The organism is Photobacterium angustum (assembly GCF_003026365.1).
GTDB classification, from domain to species: Bacteria; Pseudomonadota; Gammaproteobacteria; order Enterobacterales; family Vibrionaceae; genus Photobacterium; species Photobacterium angustum.
The window spans coordinates 41,423-66,206 of sequence record NZ_PYOM01000016.1 but is presented as its reverse complement, the minus strand read 5'-3'; the positions used below and the strand labels follow the sequence as shown (position 1 = coordinate 66,206).

At 41.1% G+C, this 24,784-nt stretch carries 25 protein-coding genes; 20 read left to right on the top strand and 5 right to left on the bottom strand.

Annotation, left to right across the window (positions count from 1 at the left end; all coding sequences use genetic code 11):
• The first annotated feature begins 44 nt into the window (after window positions 1–44).
• Together pstB and phoU are read left to right on the top strand one after the other, a co-directional pair.
• Window positions 45–863: a phosphate ABC transporter ATP-binding protein PstB gene (pstB, locus tag CTN01_RS16385; protein WP_045148217.1), complete on the top strand. Its 819-nt coding sequence runs from the start codon at window positions 45–47 to the stop codon at window positions 861–863.
• Window positions 864–875: 12 nt separating this feature from the next.
• Window positions 876–1,583 (top strand): phosphate signaling complex protein PhoU, encoded by a 708-nt coding sequence (gene phoU / locus CTN01_RS16380; RefSeq protein ID WP_006646297.1) that lies wholly within the window; start codon window positions 876–878, stop codon window positions 1,581–1,583.
• Between the two features lie 86 nt (window positions 1,584–1,669).
• Here the strand turns inward: phoU and CTN01_RS16375 are convergent, their stop codons facing one another.
• Together CTN01_RS16375 and CTN01_RS16370 are read right to left on the bottom strand one after the other, a co-directional pair.
• Entirely contained in the window at window positions 1,670–2,413 is a 744-nt protein-coding gene (locus CTN01_RS16375; RefSeq protein WP_045148218.1) for a copper homeostasis protein CutC, read from the bottom strand.
• Between the two features lie 220 nt (window positions 2,414–2,633).
• Window positions 2,634–3,245 (bottom strand): peroxiredoxin C, encoded by a 612-nt coding sequence (locus CTN01_RS16370; protein WP_005369328.1) that lies wholly within the window; start codon window positions 3,243–3,245, stop codon window positions 2,634–2,636.
• A gap of 131 nt (window positions 3,246–3,376) precedes the next feature.
• Between CTN01_RS16370 and CTN01_RS16365 the strand changes: the two genes are divergently transcribed.
• The 3 genes from CTN01_RS16365 to aceA all read left to right on the top strand — a co-directional run bounded on the left by CTN01_RS16365 (window position 3,377) and on the right by aceA (window position 8,006).
• Entirely contained in the window at window positions 3,377–4,273 is an 897-nt protein-coding gene (locus tag CTN01_RS16365; protein WP_005369327.1) for a hydrogen peroxide-inducible genes activator, read from the top strand.
• Between the two features lie 678 nt (window positions 4,274–4,951).
• Window positions 4,952–6,565, top strand: a complete 1,614-nt coding sequence (gene aceB, locus CTN01_RS16360) for a malate synthase A (protein WP_045148220.1) — start codon at window positions 4,952–4,954, stop codon at window positions 6,563–6,565.
• A 133-nt stretch (window positions 6,566–6,698) separates the two neighbouring features.
• Window positions 6,699–8,006: an isocitrate lyase gene (aceA, locus tag CTN01_RS16355; RefSeq protein WP_005369322.1), complete on the top strand. Its 1,308-nt coding sequence runs from the start codon at window positions 6,699–6,701 to the stop codon at window positions 8,004–8,006.
• Window positions 8,007–8,154: 148 nt separating this feature from the next.
• On the opposite strand, the gene CTN01_RS16350 is transcribed toward aceA, so the two are convergent.
• On the bottom strand, window positions 8,155–8,622 hold the full coding sequence (locus tag CTN01_RS16350) for a CBS domain-containing protein (protein ID WP_045084289.1): 468 nt from the start codon (window positions 8,620–8,622) through the stop codon (window positions 8,155–8,157).
• 274 nt (window positions 8,623–8,896) lie between these two features.
• On the opposite strand from CTN01_RS16350, the gene queA reads away from it, so the two are divergent.
• The 5 genes from queA to secF all read left to right on the top strand — a co-directional run bounded on the left by queA (window position 8,897) and on the right by secF (window position 14,577).
• Entirely contained in the window at window positions 8,897–9,949 is a 1,053-nt protein-coding gene (gene queA, locus CTN01_RS16345; RefSeq protein WP_005369318.1) for a tRNA preQ1(34) S-adenosylmethionine ribosyltransferase-isomerase QueA, read from the top strand.
• Between the two features lie 301 nt (window positions 9,950–10,250).
• Window positions 10,251–11,378: a tRNA guanosine(34) transglycosylase Tgt gene (gene tgt / locus CTN01_RS16340; protein WP_045148221.1), complete on the top strand. Its 1,128-nt coding sequence runs from the start codon at window positions 10,251–10,253 to the stop codon at window positions 11,376–11,378.
• Between the two features lie 16 nt (window positions 11,379–11,394).
• Complete coding sequence (gene yajC / locus CTN01_RS16335; protein WP_005369316.1) at window positions 11,395–11,730, top strand: preprotein translocase subunit YajC; 336 nt, start codon at window positions 11,395–11,397, stop codon at window positions 11,728–11,730.
• A gap of 33 nt (window positions 11,731–11,763) precedes the next feature.
• The gene (gene secD, locus CTN01_RS16330; protein WP_005369315.1) at window positions 11,764–13,617 is read left to right on the top strand and encodes a protein translocase subunit SecD; all 1,854 of its coding nucleotides are present in this window, start codon (window positions 11,764–11,766) and stop codon (window positions 13,615–13,617) included.
• Window positions 13,618–13,629: 12 nt separating this feature from the next.
• Window positions 13,630–14,577: a protein translocase subunit SecF gene (gene secF, locus CTN01_RS16325; protein ID WP_045148223.1), complete on the top strand. Its 948-nt coding sequence runs from the start codon at window positions 13,630–13,632 to the stop codon at window positions 14,575–14,577.
• A 49-nt stretch (window positions 14,578–14,626) separates the two neighbouring features.
• Here secF and CTN01_RS16320 read toward each other — a convergent pair whose 3' ends face one another.
• Complete coding sequence (locus tag CTN01_RS16320) at window positions 14,627–15,559, bottom strand: VirK/YbjX family protein (RefSeq protein WP_045148224.1); 933 nt, start codon at window positions 15,557–15,559, stop codon at window positions 14,627–14,629.
• Window positions 15,560–15,703: 144 nt separating this feature from the next.
• On the bottom strand, window positions 15,704–16,504 hold the full coding sequence (suhB, locus tag CTN01_RS16315) for an inositol-1-monophosphatase (RefSeq protein WP_005369307.1): 801 nt from the start codon (window positions 16,502–16,504) through the stop codon (window positions 15,704–15,706).
• 244 nt (window positions 16,505–16,748) lie between these two features.
• On the opposite strand from suhB, the gene trmJ reads away from it, so the two are divergent.
• The 10 genes from trmJ (at window position 16,749) to pepB (ending at window position 24,718) form a co-directional block, all read left to right on the top strand.
• Window positions 16,749–17,489 carry a tRNA (cytosine(32)/uridine(32)-2'-O)-methyltransferase TrmJ gene (gene trmJ, locus CTN01_RS16310; protein WP_045148226.1) on the top strand — a complete coding sequence of 247 codons (741 nt, stop codon included), beginning with the start codon at window positions 16,749–16,751 and terminating at the stop codon, window positions 17,487–17,489.
• A gap of 110 nt (window positions 17,490–17,599) precedes the next feature.
• Window positions 17,600–18,115: a Fe-S cluster assembly transcriptional regulator IscR gene (gene iscR / locus CTN01_RS16305; protein ID WP_039872331.1), complete on the top strand. Its 516-nt coding sequence runs from the start codon at window positions 17,600–17,602 to the stop codon at window positions 18,113–18,115.
• Between the two features lie 31 nt (window positions 18,116–18,146).
• Window positions 18,147–19,361 carry an IscS subfamily cysteine desulfurase gene (locus CTN01_RS16300; RefSeq protein WP_045129761.1) on the top strand — a complete coding sequence of 405 codons (1,215 nt, stop codon included), beginning with the start codon at window positions 18,147–18,149 and terminating at the stop codon, window positions 19,359–19,361.
• Window positions 19,362–19,394: 33 nt separating this feature from the next.
• Window positions 19,395–19,781, top strand: coding sequence for a Fe-S cluster assembly scaffold IscU (gene iscU, locus CTN01_RS16295; protein WP_006646316.1), 387 nt, complete (start codon window positions 19,395–19,397; stop codon window positions 19,779–19,781).
• A gap of 18 nt (window positions 19,782–19,799) precedes the next feature.
• Window positions 19,800–20,123 carry an iron-sulfur cluster assembly protein IscA gene (gene iscA, locus CTN01_RS16290; protein ID WP_005369297.1) on the top strand — a complete coding sequence of 108 codons (324 nt, stop codon included), beginning with the start codon at window positions 19,800–19,802 and terminating at the stop codon, window positions 20,121–20,123.
• Window positions 20,124–20,209: 86 nt separating this feature from the next.
• Window positions 20,210–20,725 (top strand): co-chaperone HscB, encoded by a 516-nt coding sequence (hscB, locus tag CTN01_RS16285; RefSeq protein ID WP_045148408.1) that lies wholly within the window; start codon window positions 20,210–20,212, stop codon window positions 20,723–20,725.
• Window positions 20,726–20,758: 33 nt separating this feature from the next.
• Window positions 20,759–22,612, top strand: a complete 1,854-nt coding sequence (gene hscA, locus CTN01_RS16280; protein ID WP_045148227.1) for a Fe-S protein assembly chaperone HscA — start codon at window positions 20,759–20,761, stop codon at window positions 22,610–22,612.
• Between the two features lie 2 nt (window positions 22,613–22,614).
• Entirely contained in the window at window positions 22,615–22,956 is a 342-nt protein-coding gene (gene fdx, locus CTN01_RS16275) for an ISC system 2Fe-2S type ferredoxin (protein ID WP_005369292.1), read from the top strand.
• 87 nt (window positions 22,957–23,043) lie between these two features.
• Entirely contained in the window at window positions 23,044–23,247 is a 204-nt protein-coding gene (gene iscX, locus CTN01_RS16270; RefSeq protein ID WP_005369290.1) for a Fe-S cluster assembly protein IscX, read from the top strand.
• Between the two features lie 187 nt (window positions 23,248–23,434).
• On the top strand, window positions 23,435–24,718 hold the full coding sequence (pepB, locus tag CTN01_RS16265) for an aminopeptidase PepB (RefSeq protein WP_045084280.1): 1,284 nt from the start codon (window positions 23,435–23,437) through the stop codon (window positions 24,716–24,718).
• The last annotated feature ends 66 nt before the right edge of the window (window positions 24,719–24,784 follow it).

The following is a 24,784-nucleotide window of genomic DNA, read 5'->3' as shown; positions in this document are numbered from 1 at the left end:
AAACGTAGTGCGATGAGTATTCGATTATTAACAGAGAGAACATTATGTATTCTGCTTCACCATCAATAGGTTTATTTGAACCCGTCGATCTCTCTTCGTTACCCGATGAGCAAACGGCATTATCGATTGAAGGTTTGAACCTACACTATGGTAAAACGCAAGCTTTGTATAATATCAATATGCGTATTCCTAAAGGTCAGGTTACTGCATTTATCGGCCCTTCAGGTTGTGGTAAATCAACGTTATTAAGTTGTATTAACCGAATGAACGACTTGATTGAAGGCTGTCATGTCGATGGCAAAATCATGCTACATGGGCAGAACATCTACGATAAAAAAGTTGATGTTGCGTCATTACGTCGTCGTGTAGGGATGGTGTTTCAACGCCCGAATCCCTTTCCTAAATCGATATATGAAAATGTGGTTTATGGTTTACGTCTACAAGGGATCAGTGATCGACGTATTTTAGATGATGCGGTTGAAAGTTCATTGCGTTCGGCAGCGTTATGGGATGAAGTAAAAGACAGGTTGCATGAAAATGCGTTTGGTTTATCAGGAGGCCAACAGCAGCGTTTAGTGATTGCGCGTGCGATTGCTATTGAGCCTGAAATATTGCTACTTGATGAGCCGACATCAGCACTTGATCCAATATCAACCTTAACGATTGAAGAGTTGATTAATGATCTAAAAGCCAAATATACCGTGATTATCGTGACACATAACATGCAACAAGCGGCACGGGTGTCAGATCAAACAGCTTTTATCTATATGGGAGAGCTGGTGGAGTATTCGAGCACCAATGATATATTCACCACCCCAAGAGAAAAACGTACTGAAGATTATATTACAGGACGTTATGGTTAAGGACACACCATCATGTTAAATAACATTAGCCTTGGTCGACATATTTCTGGTCAGTTTAATCATGAATTAGAAAGTATTCGTACCCATGTTTTAGCGATGGGCGGCTTAGTTGAACAGCAGTTGGCAGATGCCTTAAAAGCACTGCATAAACAAGAAGAAGATTTGGCGAAACGAGTGATCCAGGATGATCGCAAAGTTAATGCAATGGAAGTCGCAATCGATGAGGCGTGTACGCGTATTATTGCTAAACGCCAACCCACCGCCAGTGACTTACGTCTTGTTATCGCAATTATAAAAACCATTACCGACTTAGAACGTATTGGTGACGTGGCGGAAAGTATTGCTAAAGTCGCACTAGGGAATTTTACTAATAAGCAATATAACTTGCTGGCATCGTTAGAATCTTTAGGTCAAAACGCAGTACGGATGTTACATGAAGTGTTAGATGCTTTCGCCCGTATGGATGTTAAAGCCGCGATTGATGTGTATCAAACGGATGATCGGATTGATCGAGAATATGAAGCAATTATTCGTCAACTGATGACTTACATGAAAGAAGATCCCGATTCTATTCCTAGTGTGATGAAGGTGATGTGGGCTGCGCGCTCTATTGAGCGAGTGGGGGATCGTTGCCAAAATATTTGTGAATACATTATCTATTTCGTACAAGGTAAAGATATTCGCCACACTAACCCAGAAGATATTACCAACTTCCTATAATATACGGGGTACATGAATCTGTAATAAGGGCGCTTAGCTTGATTTAGAAGCTTAGCGCTCTTTTTATTTATGTTCATTTACACGGCTTATTCTCTTCTCAGCATATGTTTGACACTTTTGATCGTATCAATACTTGTCACTGGGATTTGAAAATCATCAAAGATGGCGTTGCCCATATGTGCACTGGAAGTGTGATTTAATATTTTACTAGGCCGTGTTGTTTTACCAGAAAGATGCACTTCTTTTATTCCCGTCTCTGCAACTAAAGTTTGAACATTATCTGGTGTGACGCCAGCACCCGCCATAATACTTAGCCTATCACCACAATAGTTGACCATTTTTTTGATCATAGCAGTGCCTTCAGGTGCGGTAGCTTGAAGCCCTGATGTCAACACTCGCTCGCAGCCACAGGTCATGATGGTATCTAGTGCTGCAAAAGGGTCGACACATTGGTCGATGGCTCGATGAAAAGTTACCCCTAAGCCTTTAGCTTGTTTGATTAAGCTCGTAACGGTTGTGCTATCAATAAGGCTTTGTTCTGTCAGTGCGCCAATGACTATTCCTTGTAATCCTGCTTGATGGGCTGCATGAATATCGGCAAGCATGATTTCAATATCACCACCACTGAATAAAAAGTCACCTTGGCGTGGTCTGATCATGGCGTAAACCGGAATGTGTGCTTGTCTGGCGGCTAATTGCATAAAACCAGTACTTGGTGTTAATCCGCCTAGTGCGAGAGAGGAACACAACTCGATGCGTGTTGCGCCACCTTGTTGGGCATAGTGGAGTGATTCAAGATTATCGATACAAACTTCAAGTTGAATAGACATAATTTTTAATGAAATAAAAAGTGTGTCTTGCAGTGTAGAGGATTGGCAAGGTCGGAGCGAATAGAGGCGAGATATAATGTGCGGTTGGTTGTAAATTACAGATAAAAAAAGGGCCTGGTATAATCCAGGCCTCATTATATTTCTTATCTTTGAGCTGACTTTAGCTTCATATTTAGCTGATTGTCAGAGATAACACCGTGAGCATGGTGTTATTAGGTAATTACTTCTTACCTAGGTCTGCAGTGTGCTCAGATAGGTAGTCCGCTACACCTTTTGGTGATGCGTCCATACCAGCTTTACCTTCTTCCCACTGTGCTGGACATACTTCACCGTGTTTCTGGTGGAAGTTTAATGCGTCAACCATACGTAGCATTTCGTCGATGTTACGGCCTAGAGGTAGGTCGTTAACAACTTGGTGACGTACAAGGCCATCTTCGTCAATTAGGAAAGAACCACGGAAAGCAACGCCTGCTTCTGGGTGCTCAACGTCGTAAGCTTTACAAATTTCATGCTTAACGTCAGCAATTAGTGGGTACTTAACTTGACCGATACCGCCGTCTTCAACAGCAGTGTTACGCCATGCATTGTGAGAGAATTGAGAATCGATAGAAACACCAATTACTTCAACACCTTTCGCTTGGAAATCTTCGAAACGCTTGTCAAAAGCGATCAGCTCAGATGGACATACGAATGTGAAGTCTAGTGGGTAGAAGAAAACTACCGCTTTTTTACCTTTAGTGAACTCTGCAAAGTTGAAGTTATCAACGATTTCGCCGTTACCTAGAACAGCTGCAGCAGTAAAATCTGGTGCTTGACGACCTACTAGTACCATTTTGGTGCTCCTGAAATATTGGGTTTTGCTAACCTTTAGTGATTAGCTCCATACTTGGACGAGACAAACTATAGCCAAACTGTTAAATTGAAAAAAGCGGAATAAACAGATTGAAGTAATCGAAAAATACGATGAATAAGTTTCCCTCGTTAAAACAATTGCATTACCTAGTTACTTTATCGGAAACACGACACTTTGGCGAAGCGGCAAAAAAGTGTTTTGTGAGTCAGTCGACACTTAGTTCAGGGATCCAGAATTTAGAAGATTTATTGAGTTGCCAGCTTATTGAACGTGATAATAAATCCCTTGTTTTTACCAGTATGGGGGATGAGGTTGTGGTGCGTTCTCGTGAGTTACTGGCACGCAGCCAAGATTTAATTGAATTGTCCCATTCTGCCGGTGATGGCATGGAAGGACCTCTTCGTGTGGGATGTATTCCAACGATAGCCCCTTTTCTATTGTGCGATTTGGTGCAGGAGGTTAATCGATGTTATCCCAACCTTAACTTACTTTTACGAGAAGATACGACCACGAATTTACTTGCCGCTTTACGTAATGGTGAAATGGATGTTCTGATCCTTGCGCTACCGATTGAAATTAACGGTATGCACAGTAAAGTTGTTGGGCGTGATGCATTTAAAATGGTGATCAGTAAAAACCAAGCTGAACGTGTATCTGTACCGTTACGTTATGCCGATTTGCCTGATGAATCCGTATTCTTACTAGAAAAAGAGCATTGTTTAACAGAGCATGCTGTTTCAGCTTGTAAGCTAACAACGAAAGAAAAAATTAATCCATTCACTGCAACTAGCTTGCATACATTAGTACAGATGGTAGCCAATGGATTAGGTACGACATTTATTCCTCAAATGGCTATTGAGCACGGTATCTTAGATAACCAAAATCTGGTGGTGATTGAACCACCTGGCCAAGCAGCATTCCGTGAAATTGGATTAGTTTGGCGACCAACGTCTAGCAGGGTTAATACCTTTGAGAAGCTTGCCTCTCTCGTTGAAACCTTATTATAAGTAAATTATCACTATATTAGAGAAGTCTGAATGGATGCCGTTATTATTTGAGATGATAATAAGTGGTATTTTTCAGGCTTTTTTTATTTAACTTTGTCGTCATAATAAAAAATCAAAGATTCGGTTTAAAATATCGAAAGGTGGCAATTATTCAGTTTATTTGTCTTTTGGGGGTAAGGGGTTTAAGTTGCTGTTTTGATGGATTATTTTGTTTTGCGTCACAAACAAAGAATAGTGATATTTATCAGTATATCCCGCCTTTGTTTAATTACAGTCTTAATAATTACTTTTAAAATATATTAAATCAAATAATTACCTTCCCTTGATAAAATTATTTTTGTTTAAAACAAATATTATCAATAAATTCTAGTTGCCTCTTTTTGTAATAAAATTACGTAACTACCTACAAAAAATATCATTATTAAAACAAGTTATTGATTCCGAGTTATTTACTGACTTTTGTTTTAATTTAGTGTTTTGACTTTTTACTCTAATTTTCTCAACTACATGTTTTTAAAGGTTTTTGTTGTTTTGTTGTGATTTTAATTAGAAAAGATGAAATTTGCTTTTTGTTATATGTTGCGGCAACGTAAAGGGAAAGTTAAGAAATGAACTGTATTAAAAAGCTCTTGAGGCTTATTGATAAAAGTAGTGATTAAGTTACAAGGATGGGGCGTTATGGCAGATACAGCGGTTCAATCTAATTACCAAATGAAATTATCATTACAGCAACCGTTAACAGAAACTCAGCGTGAAATCCTAACTGATGACGCTTTGCTTTTCTTAGAACGTTTAGTGGATCGTTTTGCAGAGCGTGTTCCATTGTTGCTAGAAGATAGAGAACGTCGTCAATGCCTGATAGATAAAGGGCAATTACCCGACTTCAATCCTGAAACAGAATCTATTCGACAAGCAGAATGGAAAATTCAAAATATTCCAGCAGATTTGCAAGACCGACGAGTTGAAATAACTGGTCCTGTCGATCGTAAAATGGTTATTAATGCACTTAACGCCGATGTGAAAGTGTTTATGGCTGACTTTGAGGATTCCTTCGCGCCTGCATGGAATGAAGTTATTGAAGGTCAGCGTAATCTTCGGGATGCGGTGAATGGTACGATTAGCTATACCAATCCCAACACCGGTAAGCATTATCAACTTGCTGATGATCCTGCAGTATTAATCTGCCGTGTGAGAGGGTTACACCTTCCAGAAAAACATGTGTTATGGAATGGAAAGCCCATTCCTGGGGCGCTATTAGACTTTGCCTTATACTTTTTCCTCAATCAAAAAGCATTACTAGAAAAAGGCAGTGGTCCTTATTTTTACCTACCAAAACTACAGGCATATCGTGAAGCCGCATGGTGGAGTGATGTGTTTAGCTACACCGAAGATGAGTTCGGTTTAATGCGCGGAACAATTAAAGCGACGGTACTTATTGAAACATTACCTGCTGTGTTTGAAATGGATGAAATCCTTTTTAGTTTGAAAGAACATATTGTTGGGCTTAACTGCGGTCGTTGGGACTATATCTTTAGCTACATTAAAACCCTTCGCCAATATCCCGATCGTATCTTGCCAGATCGCCAAGTTGTAACAATGGAAAAACCGTTTCTTAATGCTTATTCACGTTTGCTGGTGAAAACCTGCCACCGTCGTGGCGCGTTTGCAATGGGAGGCATGGCCGCTTTTATTCCATCTAAAGAGGCAGAACGTCAAGCGTGGGTTCTTAATAAGATCCAAACAGATAAAGCACTTGAAGCGAGTAATGGCCATGACGGTACATGGGTTGCACACCCAGGTTTGGCTGATACCGCTTGTGGAGTATTTGATCAGGTACTTGGTGATCGTAAAAATCAATTAGATATTACCCGAGACGGCGATGCGCCCATTACCGCTGATGAGTTATTAGCGCCGTGTGATGGTGAACGCACAGAAGAGGGGATGCGTCATAACATTCGTGTTGCGGTGCAATATATCGAAGCTTGGATTTCCGGTAATGGCTGTGTGCCTATCTATGGCTTAATGGAAGATGCAGCAACGGCTGAAATATCGCGAGCTTCAATATGGCAATGGATTAAACATGGTAAAGCATTATCGAACGGTAAAGTCGTTACTAAAGCTTTATTTGAGCAAATGTTAGTAGAAGAAATGCGAGTTGTAGAAGCTGAGCTTGGTGATGAGCGCTTTAAGCAAGGGCGATTTGATGAAGCCGCAGCATTAATGGCAAAACTAACGACAAGTGAAGAGTTAGATAATTTCTTAACCCTTCATGGTTATGAATATTTGAATTAAACGCAGTCGCGTTTGAGTAAAACTGAGGATCCGCGGTAGTTGAGGGTAAGCAGTAATAGAACCACTTTAGAACGTAGTATCAATTGACCATCATACCAACGGATTAATGCGGACAGAGACGAGGGATACCACTATGACATTAACACGCCAACAGCAAATCGAAGCAATTGAAAAAGACTGGGCAGAAAACCCACGTTGGAAACATGTTAAACGCACATACACTGCGGAAGAAGTCATTAACCTGCGCGGCTCATTTGCACCTGCAAATACGATTGCCCAGCGTGGTGCAGATAAATTATGGCAATTAGTGAATGGTGATGCCAAAAAAGGCTATGTAAATTGTCTTGGCGCTTTGACTGGCGGTCAGGCTGTACAACAAGCAAAAGCTGGTATTGAAGCGATTTATTTATCAGGTTGGCAGGTTGCGGCTGATAATAATACCGCATCGACCATGTATCCTGATCAATCTCTCTATCCTGTCGATTCAGTACCAGCGGTTGTTAAGCGTATCAATAATTCGTTTCGTCGCGCAGATCAAATTCAGTGGGCGAATGGTGGTACTCCTGAAGATGGCGTTGATTACTTTTTACCTATTGTTGCTGACGCAGAAGCTGGATTTGGTGGCGTACTAAATGCGTATGAATTAATGCGTAGCATGATTGAAGCAGGGGCAGCAGGCGTTCACTTTGAAGACCAATTAGCATCGGTGAAAAAATGTGGTCATATGGGCGGCAAGGTACTAGTACCGACACAAGAAGCCGTACAAAAGTTAGTTGCAGCTCGTCTTGCGGCTGACGTGGCGGGAACTACGACTTTAGTGATTGCTCGTACTGATGCCAATGCCGCAGACTTATTAACATCCGATTGCGATCCGTATGATAAAGATTTCATTATTGGAGAGCGAAGTTCAGAAGGTTTTTATCGTGTTCGTGCTGGGATTGATCAAGCGATTGCCCGTGGCTTAGCGTATGCACCTTACGCTGATTTAATTTGGTGTGAAACAGCAACACCATGTTTAGAAGAAGCGCGTAAGTTTGCAGAAGCTATTCATGAACAATACCCAGATCAACTACTGGCTTATAACTGCTCCCCTTCTTTTAACTGGGAGAAAAACCTTGATGCTGAAACTATTGCTAAATTCCAGCAAGAACTATCAGACATGGGTTACAAGTACCAGTTCATTACATTAGCGGGTATTCATAATATGTGGTTCAACATGTTTGAATTAGCTCATGCTTATGCACAAGGTGAAGGAATGCGTCATTACGTTGAAAAAGTTCAGCGTCCTGAATTTGAAGCGGCCGATAAAGGTTATACCTTTGTTGCTCACCAGCAAGAGGTGGGAACAGGGTACTTTGATACCATGACCAATACGATTCAAGGGGGGAATTCTTCAGTGACCGCATTGACGGGATCAACAGAAGAAGAGCAGTTTAAGTAAACCTAAAAACAGTTTTAAGATAACGTGTTTATAGTAGTGACTATCCTAGCAGTGTTGTTATCGACAGTACCCATGTATTAATCCGCATATAATACGAGTACTTGTTAATTACGTTATCATCGGGGAGCAATGATGCTCCCCTTTTTTATTAATCAAGAATATCAATAGTATCTAAATCAGGCTCAATAGGGTCGACTTCTTCTTGCATTTCTAGCAGTGAAATTGCAATTGATACAAAATCACTATCTGTAATAATACCCACTAATTTTTTATTCTTTAGTACAGGTAAGCAACCTATTTTATGTTTTTGCATATAAAGTGCTGCTTCTTTTAATCCTGCACGATAATCCACACTCATTATTTTTGTTTTCATGCCCTGTTCAATTAAAACATCGAGTGGCGAAGACAGTGGGTTTTCAATTATTGATTTTAAATTGGAATCTTGGGCTGACAAAATATCGCGTTGGCTTACTAACCCGATAAGTTCATTGTTGTGGTTGGTGATCGGTATATGGCGAATAGATAAAGTATCCATCATTTCTTTCGCATCAAGCAACGTATCATTACGTGACAAAGTACGCGGTTGGGGTGTCATCATATCGGCAACGGTAAACATATAAACCTCCATGCAATACTGCAAAAAATCGCGAACTGTGGTTCTATTCGCTGATCTTTTTTCAATATATCGGAATATGTTGTTAGAACGCATGATGAATATCAAATATTTCAATATAATATTTGTGGTCTTTATTCCTTGGTGGGATGAGAGTTTGATTCAGAAGATATGAAAGAAATTCTCATATTACGAGATCTAAATTGCAGTTGGGTTTCGCATCTTAAGGGAAGTTAAGTATATAATGCCCGCTTGCTGTGATTTAGGGCGTAATACAATGCAAGTTTCAGATTTTGATTTTGACTTACCAGATGAGCTAATTGCTCGTTATCCTCAACCTGAACGTACCGCGAGTCGTTTATTACAAATGACGGGCAATACGGGTGAATTGGCACATAAAGGTTTTAAAGATGTGCTAGATCTTGTACAAGCTGGCGATTTACTTGTATTTAATAATACTCGTGTGATCCCTGCGCGTATGTTTGGACATAAAGCTTCAGGTGGTAAAATTGAAGTTTTAGTTGAGCGTATGCTTGATGACAAATCTATTTTAGCGCATGTTCGTGCCTCTAAGCCGCCTAAACCAGGTAATGAATTATTACTGGGTGAAAATGGTGAGTTCTCAGCTGAAATGGTTGCACGTCATGATGCATTATTTGAAATTCGTTTTAATAGCGATAAAACAGTGCTGGAGATCTTAGATGCAGTGGGTCATATGCCGTTGCCTCCTTATATTGATCGCCCAGATGAAGATGCTGATAAAGAGCGCTATCAAACAGTATATAATGCCAAGCCTGGTGCGGTAGCTGCACCAACAGCAGGCTTACACTTTGACGATAAGCTAATGGCAGATCTAAAAGCAAAAGGTGTTAATTTTGCTTTCGTTACACTGCATGTCGGTGCTGGTACGTTTCAGCCTGTGCGTGTTGATGATATCAATGATCACCACATGCATTCTGAATATGTTGAAGTTCCTGAAGAGGTTGTTACTGCTGTTAACGAAACACGTGCAAATGGCGGACGAATTATTGCTGTGGGGACGACATCTGTACGTTCATTAGAAAGTGCCGCACAAGATGCCCTAAAAAATGGTACTGAATTTAAGCCGTTTTTTGGTGATACCGAGATCTTTATTTACCCAGGTTATCAGTTCCAACTCGTGGATGTATTAATTACCAATTTCCACTTACCAGAATCAACATTAATTATGTTAGTTAGTGCTTTTGCTGGTTATGAAAACACCATGAATGCCTATCATGAAGCTGTAGCAAATAAATACCGCTTCTTTAGTTATGGCGATTCAATGTTTATCACTCGTAAAGATGTATAAGGCTTAAATAAGTATACATTTTTTATCGAGAAAAGATTGAGGCTGCTTTTTGTTACAATTGCAGCCTTTGTTGTGTCTGTAGCATAGTATAAATTCTATGATATTAAGCCAGTCACAGCGTTACGTTCTTCCGCTACGCTTTAGGTTGTTATTGTCAATATGGTTTGATGAGTTAAGGCGTAGTCGGCAATCATATATCTATATTGTGATTGTTTTTTGTGGCTGATCAGGCGTTTGCCTGTGGGGCTAGGTCCTGTAATGGGAAATACGTCAGATTGTTTCTCTGGCTTTTGGAGGTTTTGTGAAATTTGAATTAGATAAAACGCAAGGTCGTGCTCGTCGCGGTCGTTTGCAGTTTGAACGTGGTACGGTAGAAACACCTGCGTTTATGCCGGTAGGTACTTACGGTACTGTTAAAGGTATGACACCTGAAGAAGTTAAAGATACGGGTGCTCAAATCTTACTAGGTAACACGTTCCACCTATGGTTACGTCCTGGTCAAGAAGTAATGAAGTTACATGGTGATTTACATGACTTTATGCAATGGCAAGGTCCGATTCTTACCGATTCAGGCGGTTTCCAAGTATTTAGCCTTGGCTCTTTACGTAAAATCACTGAAGAGGGGGTTCACTTCCGTAACCCTGTTAATGGTGACAAGATTTTCATGGACGCTGAAAAGTCGATGGAAATTCAAAAAGATCTTGGCTCTGATATCGTAATGATTTTTGACGAGTGTACACCATATCCAGCGACACACGATGAAGCGAAAAAGTCGATGGAAATGTCACTACGTTGGGCAAAGCGCAGCCGTAATCATTTTGATAAGCAAGAAAATCCAAATGCACTGTTTGGTATTGTTCAAGGTGGTGTATACGAAGATCTTCGTGATGTTTCTGTTGAAGGTCTAACCAAAATTGGTTTTGACGGTTATGCAGTAGGTGGTTTAGCGGTAGGTGAGCCTAAAGAAGACATGCACCGTATTCTTGAGCACACGTGCCCACAACTTCCAGAAGATAAGCCACGCTACCTTATGGGTGTAGGTAAACCAGAAGATTTAGTAGAAGGTGTTCGTCGCGGTATTGATATGTTCGATTGCGTAATGCCAACACGTAATGCCCGTAATGGTCACCTATTTGTGACTGGCGGTGTGATCAAGATCCGTAATGCGAAACATAAAACAGACACAACGCCTTTAGATCCGCATTGTGACTGTTACACTTGTAAAAATTACTCTAAAGCGTATTTGTACCATCTAGATAAATGTAATGAAATCTTAGGTGCACGCTTAAATACAATTCATAATTTACGTTACTACCAACGCCTAATGGCAAGTATTCGTAAATCAATTGAAGAAGATCGTTTCGATGCGTTTGTAGAAGAATTCTATGCGCGTCGCGACCGTGAAGTTCCACCATTACAAAATGTTTAAAACGAGGACGTTATAAATGAGTTTCTTTATCTCACAAGCACACGCAGCAGCAGAAGGTGCCCCTCAGGGCGGAAGCATGCAGCTATTCATCATGCTTGGTTTATTTGCTGTTATTTTTTACTTCATGATTTATCGTCCACAAGCTAAGCGTGTGAAAGAGCATAAATCGCTAATGAGCTCGATGGGCAAAGGTGACGAAGTAATGACGAACGGTGGTCTACTAGGCCGTATCACTAAAGTTTCTGCTGAAAGTGATTACATCGTTCTTGCACTTAACGACAATACGGAAGTAACAATTAAAAAAGATTTCATTACAGCTGTTTTACCAAAAGGCACAATGAAGTCGCTTTAATATAAAAAACATTCGCTTTGAAGGATCATAGCAGTGCTTAACCGATACCCCCTGTGGAAGAACCTGATGGTGTTGTTCGCACTAATCATTGGTTTGCTTTATGCACTTCCTAACGTATACGGTGAAGATCCAGCGATTCAAATTACCGGGGCGCGTGGCGCCTCGGTTAATATGAGCGCTTTGGATACTGTCACCGAAGATTTAAAAAAGAACAAGATCCCATACAAGTCAGCTGTTTTTGAAAAAGGCTCTGTACTTGTCCGCTTTAACGATACTGATACCCAAATCAGTGCTCGCGATATCTTAAATAGTGAGTTAGGTGATGACTATGTTGTCGCACTAAACCTTGCTGCTTCCACTCCTTCTTGGCTTGAATCTATTGGTGCATCACCAATGAAATTGGGTCTTGATTTACGTGGTGGTGTTCACTTCTTAATGGAAGTGGATATGGATGCAGCTATGGATAAGCTTCTTGGTCAACAAGAAGAAACATTCCGTACTGAGCTTCGTGAAGAAAAAATTCGTTACCGTGCAATCAGTAAAACAAAAGACAGTGTTCAAGTTCGTCTTCGTGATGAAGCGCAATTGGAACAAGCTGAACTCGCGTTAGAAAAATTGCATCCTGATATGCTGTTCACAACCAGTAAAATCAATGGTCGTTATGTATTAACGGCGAAGTTTACTGAAGAACGTTTACAGGAAATTCGCAATTATGCCGTCGATCAAAACATCACCATTTTACGTAACCGTGTAAATGAACTCGGTGTTGCTGAGCCATTAGTACAGCGCCAAGGCGCAAACCGTATAGTGGTAGAGCTTCCTGGTGTTCAAGATACGGCACGTGCAAAAGAAATTTTAGGTGCGACAGCAACGCTTGAATTCCGCGAAGTTGATAGTAAGGCTGATTTAGCTGCGGCTGCGGCTGGACGTGTTCCTGCTGGCAGTGAAGTGAAAATGACCCGTGATGGCCGTCCTGCGGTACTAAAAAAACGTGTCATTCTTGCAGGTTCACATATTACGGATTCAAGTTCGAGTGCGGATGAATATGGTCGTCCACAAGTTAACATCTCGCTAGATACCGAAGGTGGTAGCAAGATGACGGCTTTCTCGAAAAATAATATCGGTAAGTTGATGGCAACGGTTTTCACTGAATATAAAGACAGTGGTAAGCGAACGCCTGAAGGGAAAGTTATCCTGACCAAACACGAAGAAGTGATAAACCAAGCAACGATTCAGTCTGCACTTGGCCGAAGCTTCCGTATTACAGGTATCGACTCTCAAGCTGAAGCGCACAACTTATCATTATTATTACGAGCAGGTGCATTGATTGCGCCAATCTCGATAGTTGAAGAGCGTACTATTGGTCCATCTATGGGTCAGCAAAACATCGATATGGGTGTACAAGCATGTATCTGGGGTATGGTTGCGGTAATGCTATTTACGCTCCTTTACTACCGTGGGTTTGGCATGATTGCTAACTTAGCATTGATAATGAACTTAGTGCTCATTATCGGCATTATGTCGATGATCCCGGGTGCTACCATGACCTTACCAGGTATTGCAGGTATCGTACTGACTGTCGGTATGGCGGTTGATGCCAACGTGCTTATTTTTGAACGTATTCGAGAAGAGCTTCGTGAAGGGCGTAGTCCACAGCAAGCAATTCAACAAGGTTACGGAAATGCGTTTAGCACGATTGCAGATGCAAACATCACAACCCTAATTACAGCAATTATTTTGTTTGCTGTGGGGACGGGCGCAATTAAAGGTTTTGCCGTGACATTATCGATTGGTATTTTAACTTCGATGTTCACTGCAATTATTGGCACACGTGCCGTTGTTAACTTGATCTATGGCGGTAAGCGCGTAGATAAGTTGTCGATTTAAGGAGTCGCAGAGATGAGAGAGTTATTGAATGCGAACAAAGTCGTCGACTTTATGCGTTGGTCAAAGTTTGCCTTTATCTTTTCATTGATAATGATCATTGGATCGATTGCCACCATCTCGACCAAAGGTCTAAATTGGGGCTTAGATTTTACAGGCGGAACGCTGATCGAAGTTAGCTTCAAAGAGCCTGCTAATTTACCCTTGATACGTGAATCATTAGAGAAAGCGGGATTTGGTGATGCCGTTGTGCAGAACTTCGGTACTGCGCGTGATGTGATGGTGCGTTTGCAGCCTCGAGAAGGTGTTAAAGGTGAAGTACTTGGTAACCAAATCCTTGATGCACTAAAAGACGGTACTGCACAGTCGGTTGAAATGCGCCGAATTGAGTTTGTCGGTCCTAATGTTGGTGATGAACTAGCAGAAGCGGGCGGCATGGCTATTTTAATCGCTTTGTTATGTATCTTACTTTATGTATCACTGCGTTTTGAGTGGCGTTTAGCGGCAGGTGCTGTGTTGTCGTTAGCACACGATATCATCATTACTGTTGGTATTTTCTCTGTGCTACAAGTAGAGGTTGATCTAACGATTGTTGCGGCATTGCTAACAGTAGTTGGTTACTCACTTAACGATACTATCGTTGTATTTGACCGTATTCGTGAAAACTTCCGCAAAATGCGTAAAGGAAGTCCTGCTGAAATAATGAATTGTTCAATTTCGCAAACATTAAGCCGTACCTTAATTACATCGGGTACAACCTTGTTTGTTGTTATTGCACTATTTGCTCAAGGCGGGTCAATGATCCATGGATTTGCATTAGCACTTCTGATTGGTATCACGATTGGTACTTATTCTTCTATTTACGTCGCATCAGCATTAGCGCTTAAATTGGGTATTACCCGTGAGCACCTAATGCCAACGCCAGTAGAAAAAGAAGGTGAAGAGCTTGATGCAATACCATAACCGGTTGGCATAAGTTCAAAGTGAGAAAGGACCGCTTGCGGTCCTTTTTTTATTTTTTTAATTCAAGAAGATAAGAAAGAGTGTTTTTTATTTGATCGAGCCATTCATAACGACGTCGATACATTGCGCGTTTAGGGCGTGAGATATCTTCAGGGTTTCGACGTACATCCTCAGTAGGAAGTTGGTAAAAATGACGATCATAATCTATTCCACCAAGGGCTTCCCAATGGCGGTTATAATCAGTTTTTATTCGAGAGCTTCCGTACCTTTTTGACTTATAACGCGCCACGCAATAGGAGTGCGATTCTGTTTTTATTGCTAGTAAACGGTCAACGTGCCAACAATTAGCGATAAAGGTCATGATTTTTATCATCATATCTTTAGGGCGTTGACCATGAAGTGTTTTTGTTAGTTTCTTTATTTTTAGGTTATTTTCATCACTGCTCGAAGGCCCTTGTATTCCGCCGATAATGAGGTGACGTTCAGCCCCTTTATCATGTATCACAAAGGTAACGGTATAGAAATTATGCCCTTGAGCATCAAAAAGGACTAGGCTCAAATCTCCTTCTTTTTGAAAGCGACCATCAAAGGTAAGATTTAATGAATACTCTTCTTCATCGATAATAAAAGAGGCAAGTTGTAACCCTTTATCATTAGATAATATTTGCTTACAGGTTTCTTGAGGAAGTACCTTAGTCATGAAACGATAATGGTTAGTGATATAGTCAACACGTTGATTGGCCGTTGCTGAATTTGTTATGTACGGGCGAAAAGGTTTTTCAATAAAGCGGTTATGCTTCGCACATAGAACTTCGAGCAATGTTCGATCTATCCCATTAACAAGCTGTGTTAATGAAGACTTGTAGAAAAGCCCTCGAGCTAGAAACTTGAGACGATAACGCCACAACGGATTATATTTCTCTTTTAGATGCTCAGGATAGACAGTTTTAGAAAGTTGATGCAGTGATAATGTCTTTTTCATTCTTTTTTGGTATATATTGTGCTTTATAGTGATTGTAATGCACAATGTTTAATTATGACATTATTTTATTATAATATTGTTATAAAAAAACGCCCTGCTGTATAACAGCAGGGCGTTTTTTAATCTTACTGGATAATCAGTGGATTATTTTGCTAATGCGTCACTACCGAATTCACGGATTTTTGCAAGCATTGGCTTAACTACACGCGCATTACCAGCAACAATGTTGCCAGATGTTAGGTAGTTAGTGTTACCAGTAAAGTCAGCACAGATAGCACCAGATTCGCGAGCGATTAATTCGCCAGCAGCAAGTTCCCAAGGCTTTTGGCCTAACTTGAATACGCCGTCAACACGGCCAGCCGCTAAGTAGCAAAGATCCAATGCAGTAGAGCCTGATTGACGCATGTCATCACAGTCTGCAAATAATGCATTTTGGATTTTTAGGTAGCTTTCTGCATGCTGTTTAGCAGCAAAAGGAAGACCTGTTGCTAAAACAGTTCCTGTTAGATCACGAGGTTGTGATGAACGGACACGCTGGCTGTTAAGCTGAGCGCCTGCACCGCGAGTTGCAGTGAATAATTCGTTACGTACAGGATCGTAAACAGCAGCAACTTCAGTACGACCACGCATACGTAGTGCAACTGATACTGCAAAGTGAGGGTAACCGCGAACGAAGTTCATGGTGCCATCCACTGGGTCGATAATCCATTGACACTCTTTGTCACGTCCTTCTTTGTTACCAGACTCAGCTGCAACGATGCAGTGATCAGGGTAAGCCTTAAGGATTGTTTCGATGATGATAGCTTCTGCTTCATGATCGACATTGGTAACAACATCATTACCTTTATTAGCAACCTCAATAGATTGAGGCTTTTCTAGAGATTTAATGACATGGTCACCAGCCTTTCGCACAGCGCGAATGGCAATATTAAGCATCGGATGCATAGGATCTTCCCAACGGATGTTAAAGAACTAAAAAGCGGCGGCGAGTATAACAGAGCTAAAAAAAAAAGGAAGTGGTTATTTTTTCAGCGCTTGCCATTGCTAAAAAAGTTAAAATGACCGTTTAAAAAATATTGATGACTGAAATGATTGGTAACAAGCATCAAAGACACATGTTTTCTCCACTTTTGTTATGGCTGTGCTAAAATATCTCAGCTTTAATTAATTGTTGGAATGTAGCTTCATCATGTTAGATAAAATTCGCGTTGTTCTTGTAGGTACGTCACATCCAGGTAATATCGGTTCAGCAGCACGTGCAATGAAAGTTATGGGATTGACGAACTTGGTATTAGTTGATCCTGCCTGTGAAGTTGACGGCCACACTATTGCATTGGCGGCAGGTGCTGCTGATGTTGTCGAAAACGCAAAAATCGTAAAAACATTAGATGAAGCCGTTGCAGATTGTGGTTTTGTTGTTGGTTCAAGTGCACGCTCTCGTACTCTTGAATGGCCACAATTAGATCCACGAGAGAATGGTATCAAAGTTGTTGCTGAATCTAATCAGCATCCGGTCGCCATTCTTTTTGGTCGTGAGCGTACAGGGTTAACTAATGAAGAATTACAAAAGTGTCATTGCCATGTATATATCCCAGCGAACCCTCAATATAGCTCATTAAATTTAGCTATGGCTGTACAAACAATAACTTATGAAGTTCGTATGGCTTATTTAGATTCTCAAAAGTATACGGGTAAAACGGAAGTTGAAGAATATCCTCGCGCTCAAGAACTGGAAATGTTTTATGAGCACCTCGAAAAAGTCACTCGTCAAACCCGCTTCATAAATAAAAATCATCCAGGTGTAGTAATGGCTAAATTACGCCGTTTATTCACTCGTGCTCGCCCAGAGCAGCAAGAACTGAATATTTTACGCGGTATTTTGTCGTCAGTAGAAAAGACGATAGAAACGCTGGAAAAGAGCGAAAAATAGCCACATAACCCTAAAGGACTAATACCCCACTAGAACAGTCAGGTAAATACTTGACCAATTTAGTATGGTATGAGATGCTTGCTTAAAATATTCAAGCAGGTAGCAGTGTTATGAAGTTGACTTCAAAGGGAAGATACGCGGTAACAGCAATGTTAGATGTTGCATTACACTCGCATAATGGACCGGTTCCATTGGCAGATATTTCAGAGCGCCAAGGAATATCGCTGTCTTACTTAGAACAATTATTTTCGCGTCTTCGCAAAGCAGGGCTAGTAACTAGTGTACGTGGTCCTGGCGGTGGTTACCGTTTAGGCGAAGAAGCTTCAGATATTGCTGTCGGTATGGTTATCGCAGCAGTTGATGAATCAGTTGATGCAACCAAGTGTCATGGGAAAGGGGACTGCCAAGGTGGTGCTCGTTGTCTAACTCATACGTTATGGCATGACCTAAGTGAGCGCATTAGCGGCTTTTTAAATAACATCACTCTTGGTGAGTTGATGAAAGATAATGATGTACAAAGCATTTCTGATCGTCAGGATGAAATCCTACAAGGAAATAGCAAAGCATCTTTTGGACATAAAAAATCACACGACAGCGCCACAATAGGTGTCGATGTCCGCTCCTAGAGACCAGACGTTCGTGTTTTCGGAGAAGAAAATGAAACTGCCAATATATTTTGATTACTCAGCTACTTGCCCTGTAGATCCTCGCGTTGCCGAGAAAATGATGCAGTGCCTAACTACGGAAGGTAACTTCGGTAACCCAGCATCACGCTCTCACCGTTATGGTTGGCAGGCAGAAGAAGCAGTAGATACTGCTCGTGAACATATCGCTGAATTAGTAAATGCCGATCCACGTGAGATTGTATTTACCTCTGGTGCAACGGAATCTGATAATCTAGCGATTAAAGGTGCTGCGCACTTTTATAGCAAAAAAGGTAAGCACGTTATTACCTGTAAAACAGAACATAAAGCGGTTCTTGACCCATGTCGTCAGCTAGAGCGTGAAGGTTTTGAGGTAACATACCTTGAGCCTGAATCTAACGGTTTGATTGATTTAGCTAAGCTACGCGATGCTATGCGTGAAGACACAGTTCTAGTTTCAATTATGCACGTGAACAATGAAATTGGTGTGGTTCAAGATATCGCAGCAATCGGTGAGCTTTGCCGTGAAAACAAAACAGTTTTCCATGTGGATGCAGCACAGTCAGCAGGTAAATTACCGATTGATGTACAAGCAATGAAGGTTGATTTAATCTCTTTCTCAGCGCATAAAATTTACGGCCCTAAAGGTATTGGCGCACTATATGTTCGTCGTAAACCACGTATTCGTTTAGAAGCTCAAATGCATGGTGGTGGTCACGAGCGTGGTTTCCGCTCTGGTACATTACCAACGCATCAAATCGTAGGTATGGGTGAAGCATTCCGTATTGCGAAAGAAGAAATGGACCAAGATTATCAACACGCGCTTAAATTACGTGACCGTTTATTAATGCGTTTAGAAGGCATTGAAGAAATGTCTATTAACGGTGATTTAGAGCAACGTGTACCTCATAACTTAAATATTAGTTTTGCTTTCGTTGAAGGCGAATCATTGTTAATGGCATTGAAAGATCTTGCTGTATCATCGGGTTCAGCGTGTACATCAGCAAGTCTAGAGCCTTCTTATGTACTTCGTGCATTAGGTCTTAATGATGAGCTAGCACATAGTTCTATTCGTTTCTCATTTGGTCGTTTTACGACGGAAGAAGAAATTGATTATGCAGCAGCCCAAATTAAAGGTGCCGTAGATAAACTACGTGAAATGTCACCACTTTGGGATATGCATAAAGAAGGTATTGATTTAAACACAGTTGAGTGGGCGCACCACTAATCTGCGGTTAGACTGTTTTCGAGGAAATTTATCATGGCATATAGTGAAAAAGTCATCGATCATTATGAAAATCCGCGTAACGTGGGTTCATTTGACAAAGATGATCAAAATGTAGGTAGCGGCATGGTGGGGGCACCAGCATGTGGCGATGTAATGAAACTTCAGATCAAAGTAACTGAAGAAGGCATTATCGAAGATGCAAAATTCAAAACCTACGGTTGTGGTTCTGCAATTGCTTCTAGTTCACTTATTACTGAGTGGGTTAAAGGTAAAACATTAGATGAAGCCGCATCAATCAAGAACTCTGCAATTGCAGAAGAACTTGAATTGCCACCGGTTAAAGTTCACTGCTCAATCCTTGCAGAAGATGCAATTAAAGCGGCAGTTAGCGATTATAAAAAGAAACACGAGCAAAAATAACTTTCTGAGGTTTGTTGTATGGCCATTACTATCACTGAAGCGGCAGCAAGTCGCGTATCGACTTTTTTAGCCAATCGCGGCAAAGGCCTTGGTTTACGACTAGGTGTTCGCACTTCAGGATGTTCTGGAATGGCTTATATCCTTGAGTTTGTAGATGAACTCGATGAAGGGGATCAAGTCTTCGATGAAAAAGGCGTTAAAATTATCGTTGATGCAAAAAGTTTAGTTTACCTTGATGGAACTGAATTAGATTTTGCCAAAGAAGGCCTAAATGAAGGTTTTCAATTTAACAACCCTAACGTGTCTAGCGAATGTGGTTGTGGCGAAAGCTTCAACGTATAAGCGTTTTTAGTGTTTCAGTTGAACCTGACTGCTAATCGTCTTTGGCGAGTTAGTTGTCAGGTTTAATTTTTATTGATGGTCATAATATGAATCATTTCGAATTATTCGGGTTACCTTTCCAGTTTGAATTGAATAACAGCCTTCTTGCCAGTCAGTTTCGAGAACTACAGCGTCGCTTTCATCCTGATAATTATGCGACAGCGTCAGAACGTGACCGTTTGTTATCAGTTCAAAAAGCTGCACAAATTAACGATGCATTTCAAACGCTAAAAAATCCGGTATCACGTGCCGAATACATGTTGGCTGAGCGTGATGAAGATATTCGTGGTGAACAAAAAACCTTGCAAGATATGGCTTTTTTAATGCAGCAAATGGAACTGCGTGAAGCATTAGAAGCTATTCCTGACTCATTAGATCCTGAAAGTGCATTATTTGATTTTGAACAGCAAGCTTCTGCGATGTATAAAGAACAATTGGCGCAACTTGCTGAGTTATTGAATAATGAACAATGGCTCGAAGCGGCTGATGGCGTAAGAAAATTAAAATTTATTGTAAAATTGCGTGATGAAGTTGAGCGCCTTGAAGAGTCGCTATTCGATTAATCATCCACATGCGTTATTTAGATAGGAATGACAATGGCACTGTTACAGATTGCTGAACCGGGTCAAAGTGCTGCACCACATCAACACAAGTTGGCGGTGGGTATAGATCTAGGTACAACTAATTCACTTGTTGCTGCAGTTCGCAGTGGCGTTGCAGAAACATTAAATGATGCAGAGGGGCGTGCGATTTTACCTTCTGTTGTTCATTTCGGTGACAATGAAGTCCTAACCGGTGATGCAGCCCGCGTTTTCGCTCAACAAGATCCAACCAATACAATTCTATCAGTTAAACGTCTAATGGGACGTTCATTGGCTGATATTGAGCAACGTTACCCGCAACTACCATACCAATTTGAAGCATCGAATAATGGATTACCTCAGCTTATTACGCGTAGTGGCAATGTAAACCCTGTTCAGGTCTCTGCTGAAATTCTTAAATCATTAAGTCAACGTGCGGTTGATACGCTGGGTGGTGATCTTGAAGGTGTGGTGATTACGGTCCCTGCTTATTTTGATGATGCGCAACGTGCGGGTACAAAAGATGCAGCGAAATTAGCTAACCTCAATGTGCTTCGTTTACTTAATGAACCAACAGCTGCCGCCATTGCCTATGGCTTAGATTCAGGTCAAGAAGGTGTGATTGCGGTCTACGATTTAGGTGGTGGTACGTTTGATATTTCTATTTTACGTCTTTCTAAAGGTGTATTTGAGGTATTAGCGACGGGCGGTGATTCGGCATTAGGTGGTGATGACTTTGATCACTTGTTAGCAACGTGGATCTTAGAGCAAGCGGGTTACACTGAGGTGCTTACAGCGCAGCAACGTCGTGCGCTACAAGACACGGCACAAGCGGCAAAAGTGGCGTTGACTGATGCTGATAGCATTGAGCTTGATGTCTTAGGTTGGCAGGGTCAGATTAGCCGTGAGCAGTTCGATGCACTTATTCAACCATTAGTGAAAAAAACACTGATGGCGTGTCGCCGTGCATTAAAAGACGCAGATATCACTACTGATGAAGTCATTGAAACAGTAATGGTTGGTGGTTCAACACGTGTACCACTAGTTCGTGATATGGTAGGTGATTACTTCGGTAAAACACCGTTGACCTCTATCGACCCTGATAAAGTTGTTGCGATTGGTGCTGCGATTCAGGCTGATATTTTGGCGGGTAATAAGCCTGATTCCGATATGTTATTGCTTGATGTGATCCCACTTTCACTAGGTATTGAAACGATGGGAGGCATGATTGAGAAAATTATTCCTCGTAATACGACGATTCCTGTTGCTCGTGCACAAGAGTTTACCACTTTTAAAGATGGTCAAACGGCAATGTCTGTTCACGTTGTACAAGGTGAGCGTGAAATGGTCAGTGATTGTCGTTCACTAGCACGATTTACCCTACGTGGTATTCCTGCAATGGCAGCGGGTGCTGCTCATATTCGTGTTACTTACCAAGTTGATGCTGATGGTTTATTGTCAGTTACAGCAATGGAAAAGAGCAGTGGCGTACAATCCTCTATCCAAGTTAAACCTTCTTATGGCTTATCTGAAGATGAAATTGCGACTATGCTTCGTGATTCAATGACCTATGCACAAGATGATAAAGATGCACGTGCATTGGCTGAACAGCAAGTGGAAGCAGATCGTGTTTTAGAAGGGTTAATCGCAGCACTTGCCGCTGATGGTGATACCCTATTGAGCACACAAGAGCGTGCCGAATTAGAAACAGTAATGATGGAACTAGTTCAATTGCGTCAGGGATCAGATTCTCGCGCTATTGAAGCTGGAATTAAGAAAACAGATAAAGCGAGCCAAGAATTTGCTTCTCGTCGAATGGATAAGTCTATTCGTCAAGCATTGGCTGGCCAATCTATTGATGAGGTTTAAGCATGCCTAAGATTGTTGTACTTCCCCACGAAGAGCTATGCCCTGAAGGTGCAGTATTAGAAGCAGAGTCAGGTGAAACAGTCCTTGATGTTGCACTACGTAATGGTATTGGAATTGAACATGCGTGTGAAAAGTCTTGTGCATGTACTACGTGTCACGTTGTGATTCGTGAAGGTTTTGATTCATTAAATGAAAGTGATGAACTAGAAGATGATATGCTTGATAAAGCATGGGGGCTAGAGCCTGAGTCACGTCTAGGTTGTCAGGCTCGAGTCGCTGATGAAGATTTAGTGGTTGAAATTCCACGCTATACGCTAAATCTTGCCTCTGAGGCAGCGCACTAATTATAAAAAAGGTTACCATTAGGTAGCCTTTTTTTTTATCTCAGCGTTATTATTAGTTTATCTATCAATATATAAGAAGGTAATTTGATGAGCTTAAAATGGATTGATTCGCTCGATATTGCTATTGAGTTATGTGAACAGCATCCCGATGTTGATCCAAAAACAATTCGCTTTACTGATCTTAGTGAATGGGTGCAGGCGTTGGATGATTTTGATGATGATCCTACTCACTGTAGTGAAAGGGTGTTAGAAGCCATTCAAATGTGTTGGATTGAAGAAGCGGAAGAATAAACTTTCGTAATAGAGTAAGCATCTAATTGATTGTAGAAACAATTGAATTAGGTGCTTTTTTTGTTTTTATTCGTGGATTTATATTTTAAATCTAATTGCAATCAGCGTACTTTACCCCCATAACTATTTATCTATAACGCATGTATTTGTTTAACACTGCGCAGTTGCTACATTCAAGGAGCTTTTAATGTCGACTATCATGGCTGTTTCTCTCACTCAACAAGCAGCGAATGCACAATGGGGTATGAATGCCTTACTTAGCTTTAATGCTGAAGGTGCTGTTATTCATTTAATGGAAAATGAGCAACTTGCGAATATCCAACGCGCAGCCCGCCGTTTAGATACGCAGGGTATCAAACAGGTAGAACTCTCAGGTGAAGGTTGGGATTTAGATCGAACGTGGGCATTTATCCAAGGACATCGTGCATCTAAGCCTGGCAATAGTGTGGTTTGGTCGGCGTTAAATGAGACTGATGAAGCGGAATTACAAGCACGAATCAAAGCGACTGAGTGGGTACGTGAAATTATTAACCAGCCAGCAGATGTTGTGCGCCCGTCACAGTTAGCGACACGTGCTGGTGAATTTATTAAATCGTTAGCACCAGAACATGTGACCTATAAGATCATTAAAGGTAATGACTTATTGGATGAAGGTTGGAACGGTATTCATGCTGTAGGTCGTGGCTCCGATCATCGTCCAGCGATGCTTCGTTTAGATTATAATCCAACAGGTGATGCTGATGCGCCCGTTTTTGCATGTTTAGTTGGTAAAGGGATCACATTTGATTCCGGTGGCTACAGTATAAAACCCTCAGCAGGTATGACTGCTATGAAAGCCGATATGGGTGGTGCAGCATTAGCGACAGGTGGTTTAGCATTAGCAATGGCGCGCGGCTTAAATAAGCGTATTAAGCTGGTGTTATGTTGTGCTGAAAATATGATCTCAGGTCGAGCATTAAAACTTGGTGATATTATTAAGTATAAAAACGGTAAGACCGTTGAGATTTTAAATACCGATGCGGAAGGACGTTTAGTCTTGGCTGATGGCTTAATTTACGCGAACAGCCAAAATCCTGAATTAGTGATTGATTGTGCAACATTAACAGGCGCAGCCAAAATGGCGCTTGGTAATGATTACCACGCGTTACTAAGCTTTGATGCTGAATTGTCTCATACAGCATTAACAGCAGCAGCAGAAGAAAATGAAGGTATGTGGCCATTACCTCTAGCTGATCTTCATCGTAACATGTTGCCATCAAATTATGCCGATCTTGCTAATATCTCAAGTGGCGATTTTATGCCTGGCGCAAGTACTGCTGCGGCATTCCTATCTTACTTCGTTGATGATTATAAAAAAGGCTGGATGCACATTGATGCCAGCGGTACCTTCCGTAAAAGTGCTAATGATCAGTGGTCAGCCGGTGCAACCGGCATGGGTGTAAGAACACTTGCAAACATCCTAACTAAATAAGTTCCGTTTCAAAATTAAAAGCCTTCTTATGATAAGAAGGCTTTTTGCATTATCAGAATTAGAAAG